This window comes from Blastococcus sp. KM273129 (assembly GCF_021698995.1).
Lineage (GTDB): Bacteria > Actinomycetota > Actinomycetes > Mycobacteriales > Geodermatophilaceae > Blastococcus.
This window is the reverse complement of the sequence record NZ_SSXB01000082.1, coordinates 1-21,722: the sequence shown is the minus strand read 5'-3', so window position 1 is coordinate 21,722 and position 21,722 is coordinate 1. Positions and strand designations below refer to the sequence as shown.

Sequence of the window (21,722 nt, the reverse complement as noted above, 5' to 3'; positions counted from 1 at the left end):
CGAGCCTATTCCCCGCGTACGGCAGGCTGGCCCGCGTGGACGAGCAGCGCAGGGTGGCGGTCTGGCGGGACGGCGCGGCGGTGCCGGTCCCCGCGGACCAGCCGGTCGTCACCGCCTTCGACCTCGGGCTGGCCCGCGGGGACGGCGTCTTCGAGTCCGTCGCCGTCGTCGGCGGGCGCACGCCGCACCTGGACGCGCACCTCACCCGGCTGAGCCGCTCCGCGGAGCTGCTCGGCCTGGCCCACCCCGGCGACGCCGCCTGGCGGGCCCTGGTCGGGGCGACGCTGACCGGCTGGCCGGCCGAGATGGAGGGCGTGTGCCGCCTCGTGCTCACCCGCGGGCTCGGCGAGGGCACGCCGCCGACGTCGCTGGCGCTGCTCGCGCCGGTGCCCGCCGAGACGCTGCGACAGCGCGCGGAGGGGGTCGCGGTGGTCACGCTCGGGCTCGGGGTGCCCGCCGACTTCCGGGCGGGCGCCCCGTGGCTGCTGGGCGGCGCGAAGACGCTCTCCTACGCGGTCAACATGGCCGCCCAGCGGCACGCTCAGGCCCTGGGTGCCGACGACGTCGTCCTCACCAGCCTGGAGGGCCGGGTGCTGGAGGGCCCGACCTCGACCGTCGTCTGGGCCGCGTCCGGCACGCTCCACACGCCGCCGGTGGAGAGCGGCATCCTCGCCGGCACCACCCAGGCGCGGCTGTTCGCCGCCGCCCGGGCGGCCGGCTGGCCCACCGCCTCGACCCCCGGGACGGTCGACGACCTGCACGCGGCCGATGCCGTGTGGCTGCTCTCCGGGGTACGTGGCGCCGTGCCGGTGCACACCCTCGACGGCATCCGCCGCGGCGACGGCGGGCTCTCCCCGCGGGTCAGGGAACTGCTCGCCGGGTAGCGTGAAACCCAGGTGCGCCGGGAAGTCTGGTCGGCAGCGTGTCCGTCGAGGGCACGTCCCCACCCGACCCCGTTCCCCGGAGCCGCCCCGTGACGACGTCCACCCCCTCCCGCCTCTTCGGACGGGGATCCTGGACCGAGGCGCAGCGCATCGCCTCGGTGCTCCGCAAGGAGACCGTCGGCGGTGCCCTGCTGCTGATCGGTGCGGCGATCGCCCTGGTGTGGGCCAACTCGCCCTGGGCGGAGAGCTACGAGGCGCTGCGCGACACGACGGTGGGCCCGGCGTCGCTGCACCTGGACCTCTCCCTCGGCACGTGGGCCGCCGACGGGCTGCTGGCCATCTTCTTCTTCGTCGCCGGGCTGGAGCTCAAGCGGGAGTTCGTCGCGGGCGACCTCCGCGAGCCCCGCCGTGCGGCGCTGCCGATCGCCGCCGCCGTCGGCGGCATGGTCGTCCCGGCGCTGTTCTTCGTGGTGTTCAACCTCAACGCGCGCGAGGGGGCGCTGCAGGGCTGGGCCATCCCGTCGGCCACCGACATCGCCTTCGCGCTCGCCGTCCTCGCGGTCATCAGCACCCACCTGCCCAGCGCGCTGCGCACCTTCCTGCTGACCCTCGCCGTCGTCGACGACCTGCTGGCCATCACGATCATCGCGATCTTCTACACCGCCTCGCTGGCGGTCACGCCGCTGCTGCTCTCGCTGATCCCGCTGGCGCTCTTCGGCTTCCTGGTGCAGAAGCGGATCCGCTCGTGGTGGCTGCTGCTGCCGCTCGCCGCCGTCACCTGGGTGCTGGTCCACGAGTCGGGCGTGCACGCGACCGTCGCGGGCGTCCTGCTGGCCTTCACCGTCCCGGTGATCCGCAGCGACGCCGCCGGCGGGCCGGACGCCGGGCCGGGCATGGCCGAGCACTTCGAGCACCGCATCCGGCCGCTGTCTGCGGGCGTCGCCGTCCCCGTCTTCGCCTTCTTCTCCGCCGGCGTCGCCATCGGCGGGCTCTCCGGCCTGGGCGAGTCGCTCGGGGACAGCATCGCGGTCGGCATCATGGTCGGGCTGGTCGCCGGCAAGGCGATCGGCATCACCGGCGCCACCTGGCTGGTCGCCCGCTTCACCCGGGCGCAGCTGGACGAGAACCTCGGCTGGCCGGACGTGGTGGGGCTGGCCCTGCTCGGCGGCATGGGGTTCACCGTCTCGCTGCTGATCACCGAGCTCGCCTACGGCGCGGAGAGCGAGAGCTACGACCACGCCAAGGTCGGCATCCTCTTCGGCACCCTGCTGGCGGCCCTGTCCGCCGCGGTGATCCTCCGGCTGCGCAACCGCCGCTACCGGGCGATGTACCTGCAGGAGATCAGCGACATCGACCACGACGGCATCCCCGACGCCTGGGACCCCGTCGACGACCGGCCCGGGCATGGCGCCGGCCGGGTCACCACGCCGCCGCCCGGCCCCGGCGCCTCCGCCGCCACCGAGGAGCTCGGGGAGGAGGCCGCGCGCCCGGGCTACGAGACGGTGGACGACGAGGCCGAGCACGAGCCGGACTGGGAGGGCGCGCCCCCGCCCGGGCGCACCGCCACGGACGCCGCCGAGGACCTCGGGGAGCACGACGGCCCTCGGCCCGGGTACGAGACCGTCGACGACCGCGCCGAGCACGACCCCGACTGGTCCGGTGCCCGGCCGCCGGGCCGCACCCTGGGCCCCGGCGACCGCTCCTGAGCAGCCCGTCCGGGGCGGACACGCCGGGAGCCGGGCGGCCAGCAGGGCGTTCGCCGAGAGCGGACGGAAACCGTTGGCGCTCCCGCGCGCGCGGCCGTACCGTCGTGGCACACGAGAAGGGAGGTGGTCCGTAACTTTGCTGAGCTACAGGACTCGTGAGGTGGCTGTCCGCTAGCCGCCGTCCAGATGGGCCGCCCGTTCGGAGGACGATCCGAACGACGGCATGATCGCCCGTCCGTCGCACGGCGGCGAGCGAGAACCGGACAGTCACCCGACCCCCGGGCCGCCGACATTTGTCCAGTCGGCCCGCGTGCTGCTCCCCAGCGGAGCGCCGCGGAGCAGCCCGGGGGTTGTCCGTTCCCAGGAGGCGCGCGTGCAGCTCGGCGGTCTTCCCGTCGAGGCCGACGTCTCCGTCGGCGCCTGGATCGCCGCGGCCGTCGCCCGGGCCCGCTGGGGCACCGTCGCCGCGCTGGTGCCGCCGCTCTTCCCGGCCTACGCCCGCGTGCTGCACCCCGCCTACCGCTACGCGGGCGACGACGACGTGGAGGTCCCCTGGGCCGCCGTCGCCGCGGTCAACGGCACCGTGGCCCACCCGCTGGCGCAGTGGCCGGCGGTGACGGGCGGCTGGGAGTACGTGGCCGAGGACAGCCAGCCGCCCGACTGGGACGGCGCCCCCGCGGAGGGGCACCTGCCCACCACCGTCGCCGCGCGCCTGGCGGCCGTGCTGGCCCGCCACACGGGCACCCCCGGCGACTGCCTGCTGGGCCGGTGGGCGGGCCCGGGCTCCGACGCCGCCGCACTGCACGGGGTGCCCACCCTGCCCCTGCCCCGCGGGCGGGACGCCGTGCTGGTGCGGGGAGCCGTCACCGACGCGGTGCGCAACCTGGCGCCCGAGCCGTCCGAGCAGAGCGCCAACCTGTGGTGGCCCACCGACCGCTCGTGGGTCGTGGCCACCGACATCGACCTGATGAGCACCTACGTCGGGGGCAGCGCCGCCTGCGTCGCCGACCTGCTGGCCACGCCCGGGCTGGAGGCCCTCCCCAGCTCCGCGGAGGACCGGGTGGGCCAGGCCGACGACCCGGTCAACACCGTGCCGGCGCGCGGCTGACCGCTACTAGAGCAGCGCCAGTTCCCCGGCGAGGTCGTCCAGCCCGAGCGAGCCCTGCGACAGCGCGGCCATGTGCCACGCCTTGAGGTCGAACCCCGCACCGCGGGCCCGCCGGGCGGCGGCCCGCCCGTCCCGCCAGGCCCGCTCGCCCAGCTTGTAGCTGATCGCCTGCCCCGGCAGCCCCAGGTAGCGCACCAGCTCGCTGTCGAGGAAGGCGACGTCGGCACCGGAGTGCTCCCCCAGGAAGACCCGCGCCAGCTCGGGCGTCCACGGCCGGCCGCGGTGCGCGGCCAGCGCGCCCTCGGCGTCCTCGGGCACGGGGAGCCCCAGGTGCATGCCGATGTCGATCACCACGCGCACCGAGCGCAGCTGCTGGGCGTCCAGGAAGCCCAGCCGCTCCCCCGGGTCGGCGAAGTAGCCGAGCTCGTCCATGAGCCGCTCGGCGTAGAGGGCCCAGCCCTCCACGTTCGCCCCCACCGAGCCCAGCGACGTCTGGTAGGTCGAGAGCTGCCCGGCCACGTGCACCCACTGCGCCAGCTGCAGGTGGTGGCCCGGGACGCCCTCGTGGTACCAGATCGACACCAGGTCCCACAGCGGGAAGCGGGTGCGCCCGAGCGTGGGCAGCCAGGTGCGGCCGGGCCGGGAGAAGTCGTGCGACGGCCGCGTGTAGTACGGCGCGGCCGCGCTCCCGGGCGGGGCGATCATCGCCTCCACCCGCTTGACCGGGGCGGCGAGGTCGAAGTGCGTGCCGTCCAGCGCTGCGATCGCGTCGTCCATCATCTGCTGCAGCCGGTGGCGGATCGCCTCCACGCCCTCGACCGCAGGCCCTTCGAGGGAGAGCCGGCGCATCGCCTCCAGCGGTGTCGCACCGGGGTGCACCCGCTCGGCCTCGACGCGCTGCTCGGCGAGGATCCGCCGGTGCTCGGCCCAGCCCCAGGCGTAGGCCTCCTCGAGCCCCCGGCCGGCGCCGAGGTCCGAGCCGGTCCAGCGGCGGGCGGCGACGGCGTAGCGGTCGCGCCCGACGGCGTCCGGCGTCCCCTCGGTGCGCGGGGCGTACTCGTCCCGCAGGAACCCGCGCACCTCGGCGACCGCCTCGTCGGCGGCCCGGGCGGCCGCGGCGAGCTCGCTCCGCAGCGCCTCGGGCCCGGTGGCGACGAACGAGGCGAAGAACGGCCCGCTGGTCCACTCGTCGAGCTGGGCGAGGACGGTGCGCACCTGCCGCGGTGCCACGAGCAGGCCGCGGCGCGCCCCCTCGGCGAGGGTCTCCCGGTAGCCGCGGTACGCCTCCGGCACGCGGGAGAGCCGGCGCGCGATGACCGACCAGTCCTCCTCCGTCGCCGCCGGCATGAGCATGAAGACCTGGCGGACCGCGTGCAGCGGGCTGAACAGGTTGTTGAGCGACCGGAACCCCTCGCCCGCCTCGTGGACGGCGAGCTCCGCGCCCAGCCGTTCGCGCAGCAGGCGGGCGCAGCGGCGCTCGACCGGGTCGTCGTCCAGCCCGGGGGCGGCCGCCTGCAGCCGGTCCAGCTCGGCCAGGGTGGCACGGGCCAGGTCGGCCTCGGCCTCGAGCCCGGCCGGGCTCACGTCGGGGAGCCGGTCGTCGCCCGGGCGGACCCCGAGGGAGGTCGCGACGATCGGGTCGAGGTCGCAGACGGCGTCGACGTAGCGGTCGGCCACCTGCCGCGGGGTGGTGGGCGCGGTCACCGGAGGCGCTCCAGCCGCGCCGACATCACCGGGCGGGGCGGCCGCTCCCCCACCGCGCGGTCGATCGCGTACATCAGCGCGCCCTCGACGATGCCGTAGAGCCGCACCGAGCGGGTGACGTCGGGGGCGTCCGGCGTGCGGGCGAGCACGTCGCTGGTGAGCTCCCAGCTGGTGGTGGTGCGCGCGGTGCCGACGTAGATCTCGACGAGCCCGTCCGGGCTGGCGACGAGCAGCTCGACGTCGTCCTCGCCGCGCGGCCGCCAGAAGCCGGACTCGCGGACGTCGGGACCCACGATCGCCCCGTCGTCGGTGAGCCGCCAGGTGCGCGACTCGTAGGCCAGGAAGCCGCGGCCGTCGTGGGCGAAGCGGACCCACTGGCCGAACCGGTGGTCGCCGCCCGCGCCCGCCGCCTGCCCCTCGCCGTGCCACTCGCCCAGCAGCGGCAGCACGGAGAGGAGCTCCGGGGAGACCTCCGGGCCGCTGCGGACGTCGGCGGTGTCGGGCACCGGCAGCTCGGTCGGCGCGCTCACCGCCGGCCCGCCTTCGGGCCGCGGGAGAGCCGGACGGCGCCGTAGCCCAGCGCCACGGCGCACGACGCCGTCAGGGTGACCAGGAGCCAGGCAGAGACCATGGCGACCACCGTAGTGACGGCGCCGCGGCCCGGCCTCAGGCGGCCGCCGGTGCGCGGCCGGCGGTCGCGGCGACCACCTCGGCCCACGGGGTCGCGGCGATCCCGAAGGTCGCCGTCGTCCCCGCGGCGTCGACGACGTACTCCTGGTCGAACTGGTGCCGGACGGCGAGCACCTCGCGCATCAGCGGGGACACCGGGCCCGCCGCCCGCAGCACCGCCCAGGGGATGCCGCGCACGGTGGGCGCCGGGGCGCGCATGGCCGCCGCGAGGTCGGCGAGGGCGGCGCGCTGGGACCGCGGGGCATCGCTGGGCACGTGCCACGCCCGGCCGAGCGCGCGCTCGTCGGTGCCCAGGGTGGCGAGCGTCGTCGCCACGTCGGGGAGGTAGGCCCAGCTGCGGGGTGCGTCCGGGTCGCCGACCACCCAGGCGGTGCGGCCGCGCCGGAGCGCGGGGAGCTGACGCCCCAGGTGGGACTGCGCCGGTGGCACCTGCGGGCCGACGAAGTCCGCGGCGCGGGCCTCGGTCACGCGCACCCGCCCGGCCTCGTGGGCGGCCAGCGCCTGCTGCCACATCCGGGCGCGGACGACGCCCTTGGTGTCGGTGGCCGCGAGCGGCGACCGCGGGCTCATCGGGCCGTCCGGGCGGCCGTAGGCGTAGAGGTTGGACATGGTGACCAGGACTGCGCCGGCGCGCTCGGCGGCTGCCAGCAGCGCGTCGGCGACCGGCGGCCAGTCGGTGGCCCAGCGGTGGTACGCCGGGTTGACGGCGTTGTAGAGGGCGGCGGCCCCGCGCGCGGCGCGGGTGAGGGCGGCGGCGTCGGCGGCGTCCACCTGCCGGTGCTCGATGCCGGCCGCGGGGACCCCGCCGGACCGGGAGAGCACGCGGACCTCGTGCCCGCGGTCGCGCAGTTCCCGGGCGGTGGTGAGGCCCACCGGGCCCTTCCCGACGATGACGTGCAGTGCCATGAGGTGCTCCAGGGCGTCTCGACAAGAGCGGTGCTCTCGTTCTGGACCGATGCTCTCGACGACCGGGGTCACCTGTCAAGAGCGGTGCTCACGCTTGCGCGCACCGCTCTCGCCCGGCACCGTGGGCGGATGCCCAACGCACGCGAGCGCGTCCGCGCCGAGATCACCGCGGAGATCGCCGACGCCGCCCGCCGCCAGCTCGCCGAGGTCGGGGCGGCCGGTCTGTCGCTGCGGGCCGTCGCGCGCGAGCTGGGCATGGCCTCCTCGGCCGTCTACCGCTACGTCCCCAGCCGCGACGACCTGCTGACCCGGCTCATCATCGACGCCTACGACGACCTGGGGGCTGCCGCGGAGGCGGCCGATCCGCCCGGCGGACCGCCGCGGCAGCGCTGGCTGGCCGTGTGCCGGGCGGTGCGCGGCTGGGCGCGGGAGCACCCGCACGAGTACGCGCTGCTGTACGGCTCCCCCGTACCGGGCTACCGGGCGCCCGCCGAGACGGTGCCGCCCGCTGCCCGCGTCGGCCTCGTCCTCGGGCGCATCCTGGGGGACGCCGCCCGCTCGGGCGACCTCCCGGAGGCGGCCGGCGAGCGCGACCCCGCGCTGATCAGCGACGACGCCGTCGCGATCCTGGGCGGCGAGCACCCGGCCCTCGACGAGGCGGTGCGGGTGCGCGCGCTGCTGGCCTGGAGCGCGGTGTTCGGCACCATCAGCTTCGAGCTCTTCGGCCACCTCGTCGGATCGGTGCTGGACACCGACCGCTGGTTCGACCGCGCCATGGGCGAACTCGCCGCCGGCCTGGGGCTCTGACCGGGAGCGACCGGCGCAACCCCCGGTATCGGGGGATTCCGTTCCACACAGGGCCGTGGGCAGGCTGCCCCCCTCAGGGGCGACGCGGCGGCGGACACCGACGTCCGCCAACCGGGGGGCCGGCGTCCCGCATCCAGGGAGCACCCATGCACCTGCGCAGAGCACGTCTCCTGGCGGTGGCGTCCGCCGCCACCCTCGCCACCCTCGCGGTGGCCGGACCGGCCACCGCGGACACCGGCAAGAAGCCGGACCCGAACCACGGCTTCAGCATCCAGGCCGCGGTGGACGCCGCGAAGCCGGGCGACACGATCCGCATCCCACCCGGCACCTACCACGAGTCGGTGACCATCCAGAAGGACGGCATCACCCTGCTCGGCCACCGTGTGGTCATCGCACCCACCGGCGCGGAGCCGACCGCGTGCGACACCCTGGAGGGCCCCGCCGACCGCGTGTCCGGCATCTGCGTCCTCGGCGAGGTCGACGACGAGTTCAACGCCGTCCACCGGGTGAAGGACGTCAGCGTCCGCGGCATCACCGTCACCGGCGCGACCGGGGACGGCCTCGTGGCGCTCGCGACGAAGAAGCTCAGGGTGAGCGACAGCCGGTTCACCGACAACGGCGGGTACGGCGCAGCCAGCTTCGTCACCGAGGGGACGACCTTCCACGGCAACAAGGCCACCGGGAACGCCGAGGCCGGCTTCTACATCGGCGACAGCGAGAAGGCCGACGCCGACGTCCGCGGCAACCACTCGGCGGGCAACATGATGGGCTACTTCTTCCGGAACGCCAGCGTCGGGGAGGCTCGCGGGAACGTCGCCGTCGGCAACTGCCTGGGCATGCTGCTGCTCGCTGGAGCCCCCGGCCCCGTCACGGACTGGAAGCTGCGGGACAACAAGGTCGCCGAGAACAACAAGGTCTGCGCCGACGACCTGCCGATCAGCGGGGCCGGCATCGTCCTGCTCGGCGCGCAGGACTTCCACGTGCGCGACAATGCAGTGCTGGACAACAACTCGGAGGCGGTGAGCGTCGTCGAAGGCGGGATCGTCGTGCAGTCGAGCTTCCCCGCGCCGCCCGAGGAGGAGCAGGTGCCCATCTTCGAACCCCGCGGTGAGGTCGAGCGGAACAAGGCCAAGGGCAACCAGCCCGCCGACCTCGTCTGGGACGAGACCGGCGACGTCGACTTCGACCGCAACCAGTGCCTGACCTCCCTCCCCGAGGGGCTCTGCGGCTGAGCCGACCGCACCACCCGCGGCGCCCGCCCCGGCTCCCCGCCGGGGCGGGCGCCCCGCTGCGCGCACCGGGAGTGAGGCGGACCCGACAGACCGCGTCGCTGGTGCCGGCGGGGGTCGTACGGCAGGCTGGACACACCCCGGAGGACGGGGTGGAGCGGGAGGAGCAGTCATCGAGATGGCCGAGGCCGGCCGCGGCATCGCGCCGACCCCGGGGATCGAGGTGCTCCCGGGCACGCCGTCGTGGTACGCCGTCCTCCACGAGTCCACGTTCATGTTCGCCGCCATCTGCGACATCGACGGGACGCTGCTCACCGCCAACCGCCTGGCCGTGGAAGGTCGCGGCTTCGACCGCCGGGAGCAGCTGGGCCGCCCCTTCTGGGAGGCCGGCTGGTGGGCCGGCGACCCGGACGTCGGCGCGACGGTGCGCGGGTGGTGCCTGGAGGTCGCGGCCGGGGGCGCGCCGGTCCGCGCGGTGACCAGCTTCTTCCTCGCCGATGGACGGCGGCGCACCGCCGACCTCACGATGCAGCTCGTCCGCGACGGCGACCTGCAGCAGTTCCTGCTGGTGACCGGCATGGACATCACCGACCGAATGCACGCCGAGCGGCTCACCGCGGAGGCCCGGGCCGCGGGCGCCGAGGCCACCACGCTGCGCCAGGTGGCCACCGCGCGCGCCCGAGACCTCGAGGTGCTGCGCGAGACCGAGGCCAAGCTGACCCGCGCCCTGGCCATCACCGAACGCGTGCTGGCCAACGTCGCGGACGGCATCTACGGCCTCGACACCGAGGGCCGGGTGGAGTTCCTCAACCCCGCCGCGGCCCGGCTCACGGGGTACCACCCGGGCGAGCAGCTCGGTCAGGACCAGCACGCGCTGGTCCACGGCCGGCGCCCGGACGGCTCGGAGTACCCCCGCGAGGAGTGCCCGGTCTGGCAGGCGCTGCGGACGGGCCGCACCGTCGTCGCCGAGCACGAGACCCTCTGGCGCAAGGACGGCAGCCCCGTCCCGGTGGAGATGGTCGTCGTCCCCACCGTGGAGGACGGCGAGCTCACCGGCGTGGTGGTCTCCTTCCGCGACCTCACCGAGCGGCTGGCGGCGCAGCGGCAGGCCGCGGAGCTCGAGGCGCTGGCCGCCCGGGCCGCCGCGGACCGCGCCCTGTCCGACCGGCTGCAGCAGTCGCTGCTCACCCCGCCACCGGAGCCCGACCACCTGCAGATCGCCGTGCGCTACAGCCCCGCGGCGCACGAGGCGCAGGTCGGCGGGGACTGGTACGACGCCTTCCTCCAGCCGGACGGCGCCACGATGCTCGTGATCGGCGACGTCGTCGGCCACGACAGCAGCGCGGCTGCGGCGATGGGGCAGCTCCGCGGCCTGCTGCGGGCGCTGGCCTACGCGCAGGACGACGGCCCGGCGGCGACCCTCACCCGGGTGGAGCACGCCGCGCGCGGGCTGGCCGTATCCACCCTGGCGACGGCAGTCCTCGCGCGCATCGAGCGGCACCCGGACGTGCCGGTGGCCGGGCGCCGGCTGCTGCGCTGGAGCAACGCCGGGCACCTGCCGCCGGTGCTGCTGGCCCCGGACGGCTCGGTCACGATGCTCACCAGCACGCCGGAGCTCATGCTCGGCATCGACCCGGATGCCCCCCGCAGCGACCAGTCCGTCGACCTGCCCGACGGGCACACCCTGCTGCTGGTCACCGACGGGCTGGTCGAGCGGCGCGACGCAGACCTCGACGAGGGCATCGAGCGGCTCCACGCGGCCCTGCGCGACCTCGGCAGCACGCCGCTGGAGGAGCTGCTGGACACCGTGCTGGCCCGGCTGGTGCCCGAGCCCGGCGCCGACGACGTCGCCATCGTGGCCGTGCGCGCCTTCCCCGAGGACCGCCCCCGGCCCCCCGAGGCCGGCCCGAACCGCCTGCCGCCCGGGGTGGACTGAGACGACGACGGCCCGCCTCCCGGGGGAGGCGGGCCGCCTGCGGTGAGCCCTCGGCCCCGTTCGGAGGCTCGCCGCGAGCTCGCGAGCGGTGCGGGAACGGGGTCCTTACGCGACGACGACCGTGGTCTCGTTCAGGCCGACCTCGGCGTCGAGCGTGCGCTCACCCTTGCCGACCGCGGCCAGGGCGCGCAGCTTCCACGGCCCGGGCGCAGCGAAGAACCGGAACTCGCCCTCGGGGCTGGTCACCACCTCGGCGGTGAACTCGTCGGTCGAGTCCAGCAGCCGGACGTAGGCCCCGGCCACCGGCGCACCGTCGTGCCACACCGAGCCCTGGATGACCGTCTGGGTGCTCAGGTCGATGCCGTCGAGGACACCACCCTGCTTCGGCGCTCCGCACATGTCAGCTCACTTCTCGATCGGGACGCCGACGAGCGAGCCGTACTCGACCCAGCTGCCGTCGTAGTTCTTGACGTCCTGCTTGCCGAGCAGCTCGCGCAGCACGAACCAGGTGTGGCTCGAGCGCTCGCCGATCCGGCAGTAGGCGATGGTCGGCTTGCTCTCGTCGTAGCCCTGCTCGGCGTAGAGCTTGGCCAGCTCCTCGTCGGACTTGAAGGTGCCGTCCTCGTTGGCCGCCTTGCTCCACGGGATGTTGATCGCGGTGGGCACGTGACCGGCCCGCGGCGCAGCGGGTCCTGCAGGTCCTTCTTCCAGTCCAGCTTGACGGCGCCCTCGATGTGGCCGCCGTCGTAGGCGGTGGTGTCCTCGTCGACCTCGACGAGGACGATGCCGGGCTGGCCCAGGTGCTCCTGGACCCAGTCGGCGGTGACGAGCACGTCGTTGCGGCTCATGGTGGTGGTCCTCCGGGTGATCGGTGTGTGCGGTCGGTCGTTCGGGTGGTGCGGGACGACGCGGATCGCTCGCAGCGCGGAACTTCCGGGAGAGAGGGGCATCCCGACGGCGCGGAGAGCGCGTCTGGACGGCGCGGTGCCGCCCTCAGAGGGCGGGACACAGGCAGCTGCCGACGCGGCACAGGTCGACTGTGCGGCGCGAGGTCAGCAGGATGCCCACGGCGCGAGCGTAGCCGATCACACCGGACCGCCTGCCCGGCCACCCACGTGCGCATCCACGAGCGCGGTCAGCTCTGCCGGCCGGGGAGCCCCGGTGGTGCGGCCGACCACGCGCCCGCCCCGGTCCAGGTAGAACAGCGTCGGCGTCAGCCGGACGTCGAGCTCGCGGACCTCGTCCAGGTGGCTCTCCGCGTCGACGTGGACGGCGGCCAGCCCCGGCCGGCTCGCCCGCAGCTGCTCCAGCCGGGCCCGGGTGGCCCGGCACGGGCCGCAGAACGCCGTGGAGAACTGGACGACGGTCAGCTCCGCCTCGGCCGGGCGCACCCCGAGCCGGTCGAACACCGCCGCAGCGTCCACCTGGTCCACCACCCCTCCCGGGTCCTCCTCCGCAGAACCCGGCGCGGCCGCGGCCCTATTCCGCGGCCAGGACGGCGTCCTCGGCCACCGCGCGCACGGCCACGCCGTCGTCCCGCGGGGTCACGTCGGTGAGCCGCAGCCCGTAGGGCAGCTCGACCGGGTAGCGCAGGTCGAGCAGGTCGGTGGCCCGTTCGACGGCGACGCGCGGGACGTCGACGCCCACCCCGGACGCCCGGTCGACGTCGATGACCAGCTCGTCCCCGTCGAGCGAGACGGTGCCGGCCGCGGTGAGCGGGAACGCGCGGCCCAGGAGCTCGACGGTGCGGGTGATGCGCAACCCGTCCCCCTCCCGCTCCAGGGTGGTGTCCGCGCCGAGCTCCCCGGCCAGCAGCTCGTAGGAGAGCGTCGCGGTGCCGTCGATGCGCTCGACCGGCACCTCCGCCACCGTGCCGGCCCGCAGCGCCGACAGGGGCAGGTGCACACCGCGGAGCGACACGTCGGCGCGGGTGCCCTCGGGCTGGCCCAGCTCGTCGGCGGTCAACGAGATGCGGACTTCGTCGTAGCGCCCGGCGAGCGCCTGGGTGAGGAACGGGAAGCCGCGGACCTCGACGTCCGGCTCACCGGACAGCGCCTCCTGGGCCGCCAGCCGCTCGGCCACCTCGCGCTCGGCGAAGCCCACCGCCACCCGGTCGAGGACGACGCCGGTGACGACGAGCAGCAGGAGGACGACCGCGGCGACCTTCACAGGGCGGTCAGCAGGGCGAGGGCCACGGGGGCGCCGGCGGCGAGGGGCAGCACGACCTGGACCACGGTCGGCGCCCACGGGGAGAGCGCCTCCGCCTCGCCCTCGGACGTGGTCTCGACGGCGAGGTAGCTGCCCGCCACGGCGACCAGCGCCACCACCCCGGCGATGACGGCGCCCACGGCCGGTGCCCGGAGCGCGCCGAGGTCGGCGAGGTCGCGGACCGCCCACGCCGTCGCCGCGCCGGCCAGGACGGCGAGGACGACGCCGAGCAGCCCGCGCGGGACCCCGGGGGCCAGCCGGGGCCGCGGCAGCACCTGGTCGACGAGGTGGCCGACGACCAGCGCGGCTCCGGCGACCAGGGCGGTGGTGGTCAGGCCGCCGTCGTCGGCCCGGCCCAGCAGCAGCAGCGCCGCCAGCGCGCCGACGGCGGTGAGCAGGACCGCCGACCCGGCCAGCGAGTCGACCAGGGCCTCCCGCGGCGTGCGCAGCATCTGCTGGAGCACGGCGGCGAGGAACCCGATGCCCAGCACGGCGAGGAGGCCGCCCGGCACCGGGTCCTCGGGCAGCGCGAGCGCGAGGTCGGCCGCGACGGCGGCGGCCGTGCCGACGGCCAGCGACGCCGCGAAGCCCTGCATCCCCGTGGCGAGGACCCAGGCGAGCACCAGCGCGAGCTGGAGCACCAGCACGGCGGCGAGGGTCCCGACCTCGCCGGCCAGCGGCGGCAGCCCGGCGACCAGGCCCGCGGCGAGGACGGCGAGGCCCGCGGCCACGACGTGGTGCGGGCGGGCCGGCGTCGGCGACGGGACCGCGGCGGAGCTCACGGGCCGATCGTGTCAGAAGCCCGGCGTGCGCTCCGCTCGACGAGCGGGTCGGGCGCTCCGCGACCGGCGTGTCCGGCGTCACGGGCCCACCCGACGGGGACGCATCGGTGCCGGATCGGGGGCCCCGGAGCGGGCGTCGGCTATCCTGCCGTCTCACCTCGACAGCGCCGTCGCAGGTCCGGTCGGCACCCGCCGGCCCCGGACCCCTGAGGAGACGACATGCGACTCGTGCTCATGACCGCAGCCCGCCAGGCGACGACCGAGGTGCTGCCCGCCCTCGGGCTGCTCGGCCACCAGGTCCGCGTGGTGGCCCCGGAGCTCTCCAGCCTGCTCGACGGCGACTCCGGCGACGTGGTGCTCGTCGACGCCCGCTACGACCTCATCCAGGCCCGCACCCTGTGCGGGCTGCTCTCCTCGACGGGGGTGGCCGCCGCGCTGGTCGCCGTCCTGTCCGAGGGCGGCCTGGTCGCCCTCTCGGCGGACTGGGGGGTCGACGACGTGCTGCTCGACACCGCCGGCCCCGCCGAGGTCGACGCCCGCCTGAAGTGGGCGACCGCCCGGCGCCTGGCCGCCACCACCCCGGCCGACGGCGGCGAGGGCGGCCTCACCCAGGCCGGCGAACTGGTGATCGACGAGCACAGCTACTCGGCCAAGCTACGCGGTCGCCCGCTCGACCTCACCTACAAGGAGTTCGAGCTGCTGAAGTACCTGGCCCAGCACCCGGGTCGCGTCTTCTCCCGCGCCCAGCTCCTCCAGGAGATCTGGGGCTACGACTACTTCGGCGGCACCCGCACCGTCGACGTCCACGTCCGCCGGCTGCGCGCCAAGCTCGGCACCGAGCACGAGGCGCTGATCGGCACCGTGCGCAACGTCGGCTACAAGCTCGACCAGCAGGTGGCCGACGCCACCGCGCGGGCCGCCGCCGAGGACCGCGCGGCCACCGCCGACGCCGGGGCGGGCGCCGAGCTGGTCTGATGGGCCGGTGATCGACGAACGCGACGTCGCCGGCGTCCTCGACCTGCTCCGCGCCGCCGGCGCCGCCGATGGCGTGCGCCCGGTCTCCGAGGAGGCCGAGCTGCGCCTCCGGCACGGCTCGCCCGACGGGCAGGACCTCACGGTCCGGGACGACGACGGCGCCCTGGCCGGGTACGCCCGCCTCGACGGTGGGACCGCCGAGCTGGTGGTCCACCCCGAGCGGCGCCGCCGCGGCCACGGCACCGCGCTGCTGCGCCGCGTCCTGGACGCCGCGGGTGGGGGGCCGCTGGACGTCTGGGCGCACGGGGACCTGCCCGGGTCGGCCGAGCTGCTCGTCCCGCACGGTTTCCGCCGGGCCCGGGTGCTCCTGCAGCTGCGGCGCGACCTGGCCGGCATCGACCCCGACCCGCGCCCCGACCTGCCCGGCGACGTCCGGGTGGTGCCGTTCGTTCCCGGGCGTGACGAGGAGGCGTGGCTGCGGGTCAACGCGCGCGCCTTCGACTGGCACCCCGAGCAGGGGCGGATGACCCACGCCGACCTCGAGCGCCGCGAGGCGGAGCCGTGGTTCGACCCCGACGGGTTCCTGATGGCGTGGCGGGGCGCGCCCGGGGCCGCGGGCGAGCTGCTCGGCTTCCACTGGACCAAGGTCCACCCCGCCGGGGACGCCGGGCCCGAGCCCGTCGGCGAGGTCTACGTGCTGGGCGTCGACCCGGCCGCCCAGGGGCTGCGGTTGGGGCGCGCGCTCACCGACCTCGGGTTGGCGCACCTGCGGGCGCGCGGTCTCGGCGAGGTGCTTCTCTACGTCGAGGAGGACAACACGGCGGCGGTGCGGCTGTACGAGGGGCGGGGCTTCACCCGGTACTCCGTGGACGTCGCGTGGCACCGGGAGCCGCAGGCCCGCTGAGGCCGACCCGGCGACGGCGACGCGCCCACCCGGCGCCGAGCCCTTGCCTGCTGGTGGGTGGCACCGCGACCCCGCATCTTCCCCCCGCGTGACCCGGGCCACTCAAGATCATCGCAGTTCTCGGCGCTCGTTCACCGTCCGTTCACCGCAAGCGGGGTGTGCCGCCACCTGGGCTCCCTACCGTCGCTCCCGTCGGTCCCACGCTGCCCGGAACAGGTCCGGGCGAACCTGAGAGGCCCTGAGTTGAAGCTCAGCACCAAGACGCGCGCCACGACGCTGTCCGTTGCGCTCGCCAGCACCCTCGCGCTCGCCGCCTGCGGTGCGTCCAACGAGACCGCGGAGACCGCCAGCGGCGGCGGCGACACCAGCTCCGGCTCCGAGCTGAGCGGCACGCTCGTCGGCGCGGGGTCCAGCGCCCAGCAGGCCGCCATGCAGGGCTGGACCGCCGGCTACTCGAGCGTGCAGCCCGGCGTGACCGTCAACTACGACCCGGTCGGCTCCGGCGGTGGCCGCGAGCAGTTCCTCGCCGGCGGCACCGACTTCGCCGGCTCCGACGCCTACCTCGACGAGGAGGAGCTGGCCCAGGCGGAGGAGCGCTGCGGCACGGCCGGTGCCTTCGAGCTCGTCAACTACATCGCGCCGATCGCGGTCGTCTACAACCTCGAGGGCGTCGACGAGCTCAACCTGCCGCCGGCCGTGATCGCGGGGATCTTCAACCAGCAGATCACCAACTGGAACGACCCGGCGATCGCCGAGGCCAACCCCGACGCCACGCTGCCGGACCTGCCGATCACCCCGGTCAACCGGTCCGACGAGTCGGGCACCACGGAGAACTTCACCGAGTACCTGGCCGCCGCCGGGGGCGACGCGTGGCCGCACGAGCCCAGCGGTGACTGGCCGGTCGCCGGTGGCGAGGCCGCCCAGGGCACCTCGGGCGTCGTGAGCGCCGTCGCGGCCGGCAACGGCACGATCGGCTACGCCGACCTCAGCCAGGCCGGCGACCTCGGTGTCGCCAACGTGGGTGTCGGCGAGGAGTTCGTCGCGCCGTCGGCCGAGGCGGCTGCCGCGGTGGTGGAGAACTCGGAGCAGGTCGACGACGCCGACCGGCCGGAGTACAGCTACGCGATCGACCTGGCCCGCGACACGACCGAGTCGGGCAACTACCCCATCGTGCTGGTCAGCTACCACATCGGTTGCGTCGAGTACGAGGACCAGGAGACCGTCGACCTGGTCAAGGACTTCCTGACCTACGTCGCGAGCGAGGAGGGCCAGCAGGCCGCGGCCGACGCCGCCGGTTCCGCCCCCATCTCCGAGGGGCTGCGCGAGCAGAACATGGCCGCCATCGACGCGATCACGGTCGCCGGGTGATCTGAGCCCTGGTGATCCCGCACCACCTGGCAGCGGCCCGGGGCGTCATCCGACGCCCCGGGCCGTTGCGCCGCCCGACGACGGGTAGGAAGTTCCCAGCAGTTCTCCCCACCGACCTCCCGGAGCAGCGGTGACAGCCACCCGGACGCCGTCCGACCAGAGCACGACCAAGCCGCCCCGCCGGCCCGGCGACCGCATCTTCGCGGGCTCCGCCAAGGGCGCGGGCATCCTCATCCTCGTCATCCTGGCCGGTGTCGCCGTCTTCCTGATGGCCGAGGCGCTGCCGGCGCTCACCGCTCCGGCCGAGGAGATCCCCGGCGACGAGGGTCTGCTCTCCTACATCGCCCCGCTGCTGTTCGGCACGCTGCTCTCGGCGGTGATCGCGCTCCTGGTCGCGACCCCCCTGGCGGTGGCGATCGCGCTGTTCATCACGCACTACGCACCGCGCCGGATGGCGCAGGGCCTGGGCTACGTCGTGGACCTGCTGGCCGCGATCCCCAGCATCGTCTACGGCTTCTGGGGCATCTTCTGGCTGGCCCCCAAGCTCGTCCCGTTCTACCGCTGGCTCGAGGAGAACCTCGGGTTCATCCCGCTGTTCGCCGGGCCGACGTCCTCCACCGGCCGGACGATGCTCACCGTGGGCCTGGTGCTCGCGATCATGATCCTGCCGATCATCAGCGCCATCTCCCGGGAGGTGTTCCGCCAGGTGCCCACCCTGCACAAGGAGGCGGCCCTGGCCCTGGGTGCGACCCGCTGGGAGATGATCAAGATGGCGGTGATCCCCTACGGCAAGAGCGGCATCATCGGCGGCGCCATGCTGGGCCTGGGGCGCGCGCTGGGCGAGACGATGGCGGTCGCGATCATCCTCTCCGTCTCCGGCGGCATCACGTTCAACCTGATCAGCAGCGCCAACCCGGCCACCATCGCAGCCAACATCGCCCTCGACTTCCCCGAGTCCACCGGCATCGACGTCAACACGCTGATCGCCAGCGGCCTCGCGCTGTTCGTCATCACGCTCGCGGTGAACATGCTGGCGCGCTGGATCGTCAACCGCCGGGCCGACTTCTCCGGAGCCAACTGATGAGCGTCCAGACCCCCACCCCCGCCCCCACGACCGGGGCCTCTGCGGTCAGCCGGCCGCAGCAGCAGCACGATCGCTCGCTGCCCCGCTGGGTCCCGCTCGCGGTCTTCGCCGCGGGTGTCGCGGTCGCGGCCCTGCTGAGCGCCCTCACCGGCTTCAACGTCGTCCTGTTCGTGGTCTACGCGGTGGTTCTCGGCACGGTCGCGGTCTACGTCGTGTCCCGGGTGACCGAGGGCCGGCGCAGGGCCACCGACCGGCTGGTCACCTCCGTCGTGACCGCGGCGTTCGGCATCGCGATGGTGCCGCTGGTCGCCCTCGTCTGGGAGGTCGTCGGTCGCGGCATCGAACGCTTCGACGGCGAGTTCTTCAACTCCTCGCTGCAGGGCATCATCGGCGAGGGCGGCGGCGCCTACCACGCGCTCATGGGCACGGTGATCATCACCGCGCTCACCACGCTGCTCTCGGTGCCGATCGGCCTGCTGGCGGCGATCTACCTGGTCGAGTACGCGCGAGGGCGGCTCAAGCGCGCGATCACCTTCTTCGTCGACGTCATGACCGGCATCCCCTCGATCGTCGCCGGCCTCTTCGCCTACGCCCTCTTCGTCCTGATCTTCGGGCCGGGCATCCGGCTGGGCATCATGGGTGCGATCGCGCTGTCGGTCCTGATGATCCCCGTCGTCGTCCGCTCGGCGGAGGAGGTCCTCAAGCTCGTCCCCAACGAGCTGCGCGAGGCCTCCTACGCCCTGGGCGTGCCCAAGTGGCGCACGATCACCAAGGTGGTCATTCCGACCGCGATCGCCGGCATCGGCACCGGCGTCACCCTTGCCATCGCCCGCGTCATCGGGGAGACCGCGCCGCTGCTGATCACCGTCGGCATCACCAACGCGACCAACTTCGACCCCTTCGACGGCCGCATGGCGACGCTGCCCGTCTACGCCTACTACCAGCTGACCCAGCCCGGCGTGCCGCCCGAGTTCGCCATCGACCGCGCCTGGACGGCGGCGCTCCTGCTCATCATCCTGGTCATGGGGCTCAACGTCGTCGCCCGCCTGATCAGCCGCTTCTTCGCCCCCAAGACCGGTCGCTGACCGGACCGACCCGGAGGGAACCCCCGTGGCCAAGCGCATCGAGGTCTCCGACCTCAACATCTACTACGGCAGCTTCCGCGCGGTCGAGGGCGTCAACGTCTCGATCGAGCCCCGCAGCATCACCGCACTGATCGGCCCGTCCGGCTGCGGCAAGTCGACCTTCCTGCGCACGCTCAACCGGATGCACGAGGTGATCCCGGGCGCCCGCGTCGAGGGCAAGGTCGTCATGGACGGCCAGGACCTCTACGGCCCCGACACCGACCCGGTCACCGTGCGCCGCCAGATCGGCATGGTCTTCCAGCGGCCGAACCCGTTCCCGACGATGTCGATCTACGAGAACGTCGCCGCCGGGCTCCGGCTCAACAGCGTCAGGATGAGCAAGTCCGACCTCGACGACCTGGTGGAGCGCTCGCTGAAGGGCGCCAACCTGTGGGAAGAGGTCAAGGACCGGCTCGACCGGCCGGGGTCGGGGCTCTCCGGTGGTCAGCAGCAGCGGCTCTGCATCGCCCGCGCCATCGCCGTCGAGCCCGACGTCCTGCTGATGGACGAGCCGTGCTCGGCGCTCGACCCGATCTCCACGCTCGCCATCGAGGACCTGATGACGGAGCTCAAGGAGCGGTTCACCATCGTCATCGTCACCCACAACATGCAGCAGGCGGCCCGCGTGAGCGAGCAGACCGGCTTCTTCAACCTCAACGGCGTCGGGCAGCCCGGCCGGCTGATCGAGTTCAACCCGACCGAGAAGATCTTCAGCAACCCCGACCAGAAGGCGACCGAGGACTACATCTCCGGCCGCTTCGGCTGACGGCCCCGTTCCGGGGCCACCAGCGGGTGATCGCTGGCACCGCACGGCGGTGCATCAGCAGCGGACTGCGGCCGCCTCCGGCGCGGGGGCGGCCGCAGCCGCCTCCGGCGCGACCTCGACCGGCTCCGGGGCGCCGATCTCCACCGGGACGACCGCGGAGTACCCGGGGCCGATGACCAGCTGCACACCGTCGCCGAGCGCGTCGCTGGGCTGGAGCACCGCCCCCGGGACGGCGGCGGCCACGGTGCGCGCCCGGTCCAGCGCCTCGGGCCCGTACCGGACGACGCTCTCGGTCACGGTGCCGGTCTCGTTGCCCACCGTGCCGATGCCGAAGCCCTGCCCGCGAAGGGCGTCGGCCACCGTCGCGGCCAGGCCGCTGGTGGCGGTGCCGTTCAGCACGTCGACGGTGATCTCGCCGGGGGCCGCGGTGAGCGGCTCCGGCACGGAGGGGTCCACCGGCTCAGGAGCCGGCTCCGGCTCGGGGGCCGGCAGCGCCGCACCCGGGACGGCCAGGAGCTCTTCCGGCACCCGGACGCCGTCGATGACCTCGTCGAAGAGGGTGCGCGTGGCGGATGCGTCGAGGACGACGTAGCCCTGCTCGGTGCCGGCCGGGACGTACCCCACCTGGGCGACCGGCAGCTCGGCGCGCTGCACCGCGTCGCCGGAGAGGTCGCCGAGGGTCGCGGCCAGCGCGCGCAGGTCGCCGAGCGTCGTCTGCTCGTCGACCGTCAGGGCGTCCGAGGCGCGGGACAGGAAGCGCGTCAGCGCGACGGGGTCGAGCAGCGTGTCCGCGGACATCGCCGCCCGCATCGTCGAGGTGAGCAGGCGCTGCGCCCGCTCGGCGACGGCGGCCCCCGTGACGTCGACGCCGCCGTCGCCCGGCTGCAGGAAACCCGACGCCGCGTCGCCGGAGAGCTCCGAGGGCCCGGCGGGGGGCGGTGTCGCGGCAGCCGCGGTCGCCGCCGTGGGGACGATGCACACCGGGACGCCGCCGAGGGCGTCCACCATCCCCGGGAGGCGGGCGAGGTCCACGCCGAGGTAGTGGTCGATGCGGAGCCCGGAGAGCTGCTGGACCGCCCGCACCGTGCACGCCGGGCCGCCCTCGAGCAGCGAGCTCGCGAACGCCTCGGTGACCGGGTCCCGCAGGGTGCCGTCGGGCGTCCGGCACGCCGGGGTGTCCACGAGCGCCGTGGGAGGGACGCTGACCAGCGCCGCGCGGTCGCCCTCGGCCGAGACCGAGACGACGAGGGTGGCCACGGACGCCGCCCCTGCCTGACCGGGGAGCCCGGTCCCGACGACCAGGTAGGTCTCGGCGGCCTCCTGCAGGTCGGGGGCGAGGATCTCGGGACCGTCGAGGGCGAGCGCGTCGACCCGGTCGATGCGCTGGTCGACGTAGAAGTAGAGCGCCAGGTGGTAGAGGACGACCAGGCCCGCGACGGCGGCCAGCGCGGTGGCCGCACGGACCAGCCGCTTGCGGCCCGGGCTCCGCGGCGGGCGCTCGGCGGGCACCCGCCGGCGGGTGGCACCCGACGGGGGCGGCG

At 74.9% G+C, this 21,722-nt stretch carries 20 protein-coding genes and 1 pseudogene; 12 read left to right on the top strand and 9 right to left on the bottom strand.

Annotated features, from left to right (window positions below; all coding sequences use genetic code 11):
• The first annotated feature begins 35 nt into the window (after window positions 1-35).
• The 3 genes from E9565_RS18365 to E9565_RS18355 all read left to right on the top strand — a co-directional run bounded on the left by E9565_RS18365 (window position 36) and on the right by E9565_RS18355 (window position 3,698).
• Complete coding sequence (locus tag E9565_RS18365) at window positions 36-884, top strand: aminotransferase class IV (RefSeq protein ID WP_236828729.1); 849 nt, start codon at window positions 36-38, stop codon at window positions 882-884.
• 89 nt (window positions 885-973) lie between these two features.
• Window positions 974-2,590, top strand: a complete 1,617-nt coding sequence (gene nhaA, locus E9565_RS18360) for a Na+/H+ antiporter NhaA (protein ID WP_236828564.1) — start codon at window positions 974-976, stop codon at window positions 2,588-2,590.
• 373 nt (window positions 2,591-2,963) lie between these two features.
• Window positions 2,964-3,698 carry a hypothetical protein gene (locus tag E9565_RS18355; RefSeq protein WP_236828565.1) on the top strand — a complete coding sequence of 245 codons (735 nt, stop codon included), beginning with the start codon at window positions 2,964-2,966 and terminating at the stop codon, window positions 3,696-3,698.
• Between the two features lie 6 nt (window positions 3,699-3,704).
• Here E9565_RS18355 and E9565_RS18350 read toward each other — a convergent pair whose 3' ends face one another.
• The 3 genes from E9565_RS18350 to E9565_RS18340 all read right to left on the bottom strand — a co-directional run bounded on the left by E9565_RS18350 (window position 3,705) and on the right by E9565_RS18340 (window position 6,998).
• Window positions 3,705-5,402, bottom strand: a complete 1,698-nt coding sequence (locus tag E9565_RS18350) for a DUF885 domain-containing protein (protein WP_236828566.1) — start codon at window positions 5,400-5,402, stop codon at window positions 3,705-3,707.
• On the bottom strand, window positions 5,399-5,932 hold the full coding sequence (locus E9565_RS18345) for an FABP family protein (RefSeq protein ID WP_236828567.1): 534 nt from the start codon (window positions 5,930-5,932) through the stop codon (window positions 5,399-5,401). The genes E9565_RS18350 and E9565_RS18345 overlap by 4 nt, the downstream gene beginning before the upstream one ends.
• Window positions 5,933-6,068: 136 nt before the next feature.
• Window positions 6,069-6,998, bottom strand: coding sequence for an NAD-dependent epimerase/dehydratase family protein (locus tag E9565_RS18340; protein ID WP_236836320.1), 930 nt, complete (start codon window positions 6,996-6,998; stop codon window positions 6,069-6,071).
• 129 nt (window positions 6,999-7,127) lie between these two features.
• Here E9565_RS18340 and E9565_RS18335 point away from each other — a divergent pair, with 129 nt between their 5' ends.
• The 3 genes from E9565_RS18335 (at window position 7,128) to E9565_RS18325 (ending at window position 10,970) form a co-directional block, all read left to right on the top strand.
• Window positions 7,128-7,805 (top strand): TetR/AcrR family transcriptional regulator, encoded by a 678-nt coding sequence (locus E9565_RS18335; RefSeq protein WP_236828569.1) that lies wholly within the window; start codon window positions 7,128-7,130, stop codon window positions 7,803-7,805.
• A gap of 146 nt (window positions 7,806-7,951) precedes the next feature.
• Window positions 7,952-9,037, top strand: coding sequence for a nitrous oxide reductase family maturation protein NosD (locus E9565_RS18330; protein ID WP_236836317.1), 1,086 nt, complete (start codon window positions 7,952-7,954; stop codon window positions 9,035-9,037).
• Window positions 9,038-9,212: 175 nt separating this feature from the next.
• Window positions 9,213-10,970, top strand: a complete 1,758-nt coding sequence (locus tag E9565_RS18325) for a SpoIIE family protein phosphatase (RefSeq protein WP_236828571.1) — start codon at window positions 9,213-9,215, stop codon at window positions 10,968-10,970.
• A 105-nt stretch (window positions 10,971-11,075) separates the two neighbouring features.
• On the opposite strand, the gene E9565_RS18320 is transcribed toward E9565_RS18325, so the two are convergent.
• The 5 genes and pseudogenes from E9565_RS18320 to E9565_RS18300 all read right to left on the bottom strand — a co-directional run bounded on the left by E9565_RS18320 (window position 11,076) and on the right by E9565_RS18300 (window position 13,960).
• On the bottom strand, window positions 11,076-11,369 hold the full coding sequence (locus E9565_RS18320) for a DUF1416 domain-containing protein (protein ID WP_236828572.1): 294 nt from the start codon (window positions 11,367-11,369) through the stop codon (window positions 11,076-11,078).
• A gap of 6 nt (window positions 11,370-11,375) precedes the next feature.
• A pseudogene (locus tag E9565_RS18315) lies at window positions 11,376-11,818 on the bottom strand (sulfurtransferase).
• A 237-nt stretch (window positions 11,819-12,055) separates the two neighbouring features.
• Window positions 12,056-12,403, bottom strand: a complete 348-nt coding sequence (locus E9565_RS18310) for a thioredoxin family protein (protein ID WP_236828602.1) — start codon at window positions 12,401-12,403, stop codon at window positions 12,056-12,058.
• Window positions 12,404-12,449: 46 nt separating this feature from the next.
• Window positions 12,450-13,139, bottom strand: a complete 690-nt coding sequence (locus E9565_RS18305; RefSeq protein ID WP_236828603.1) for a DUF2993 domain-containing protein — start codon at window positions 13,137-13,139, stop codon at window positions 12,450-12,452.
• Entirely contained in the window at window positions 13,136-13,960 is an 825-nt protein-coding gene (locus E9565_RS18300) for a hypothetical protein (protein ID WP_236836311.1), read from the bottom strand. The genes E9565_RS18305 and E9565_RS18300 overlap by 4 nt, the downstream gene beginning before the upstream one ends.
• Before the next feature lie 219 nt (window positions 13,961-14,179).
• On the opposite strand from E9565_RS18300, the gene E9565_RS18295 reads away from it, so the two are divergent.
• The 6 genes from E9565_RS18295 (at window position 14,180) to pstB (ending at window position 20,181) form a co-directional block, all read left to right on the top strand.
• On the top strand, window positions 14,180-14,935 hold the full coding sequence (locus tag E9565_RS18295; RefSeq protein ID WP_236828605.1) for a response regulator transcription factor: 756 nt from the start codon (window positions 14,180-14,182) through the stop codon (window positions 14,933-14,935).
• Window positions 14,936-14,942: 7 nt separating this feature from the next.
• The gene (mshD, locus tag E9565_RS18290) at window positions 14,943-15,839 is read left to right on the top strand and encodes a mycothiol synthase (RefSeq protein WP_236828606.1); all 897 of its coding nucleotides are present in this window, start codon (window positions 14,943-14,945) and stop codon (window positions 15,837-15,839) included.
• 243 nt (window positions 15,840-16,082) lie between these two features.
• A complete protein-coding gene (gene pstS, locus E9565_RS18285) occupies window positions 16,083-17,207 on the top strand; it encodes a phosphate ABC transporter substrate-binding protein PstS (protein WP_236836309.1) in 1,125 nt (374 codons plus the stop codon).
• A 130-nt stretch (window positions 17,208-17,337) separates the two neighbouring features.
• On the top strand, window positions 17,338-18,288 hold the full coding sequence (gene pstC, locus E9565_RS18280) for a phosphate ABC transporter permease subunit PstC (protein WP_236828608.1): 951 nt from the start codon (window positions 17,338-17,340) through the stop codon (window positions 18,286-18,288).
• Window positions 18,288-19,376: a phosphate ABC transporter permease PstA gene (pstA, locus tag E9565_RS18275; RefSeq protein WP_236828609.1), complete on the top strand. Its 1,089-nt coding sequence runs from the start codon at window positions 18,288-18,290 to the stop codon at window positions 19,374-19,376. Before pstC ends, pstA begins: the two co-directional genes overlap by 1 nt.
• Window positions 19,377-19,401: 25 nt before the next feature.
• A complete protein-coding gene (gene pstB / locus E9565_RS18270) occupies window positions 19,402-20,181 on the top strand; it encodes a phosphate ABC transporter ATP-binding protein PstB (protein ID WP_236828610.1) in 780 nt (259 codons plus the stop codon).
• Window positions 20,182-20,235: 54 nt separating this feature from the next.
• Here pstB and E9565_RS18265 read toward each other — a convergent pair.
• The coding region (locus E9565_RS18265) for an LCP family protein (RefSeq protein ID WP_236836307.1) at window positions 20,236-21,722 on the bottom strand (1,487 nt) is incomplete at its 5' end.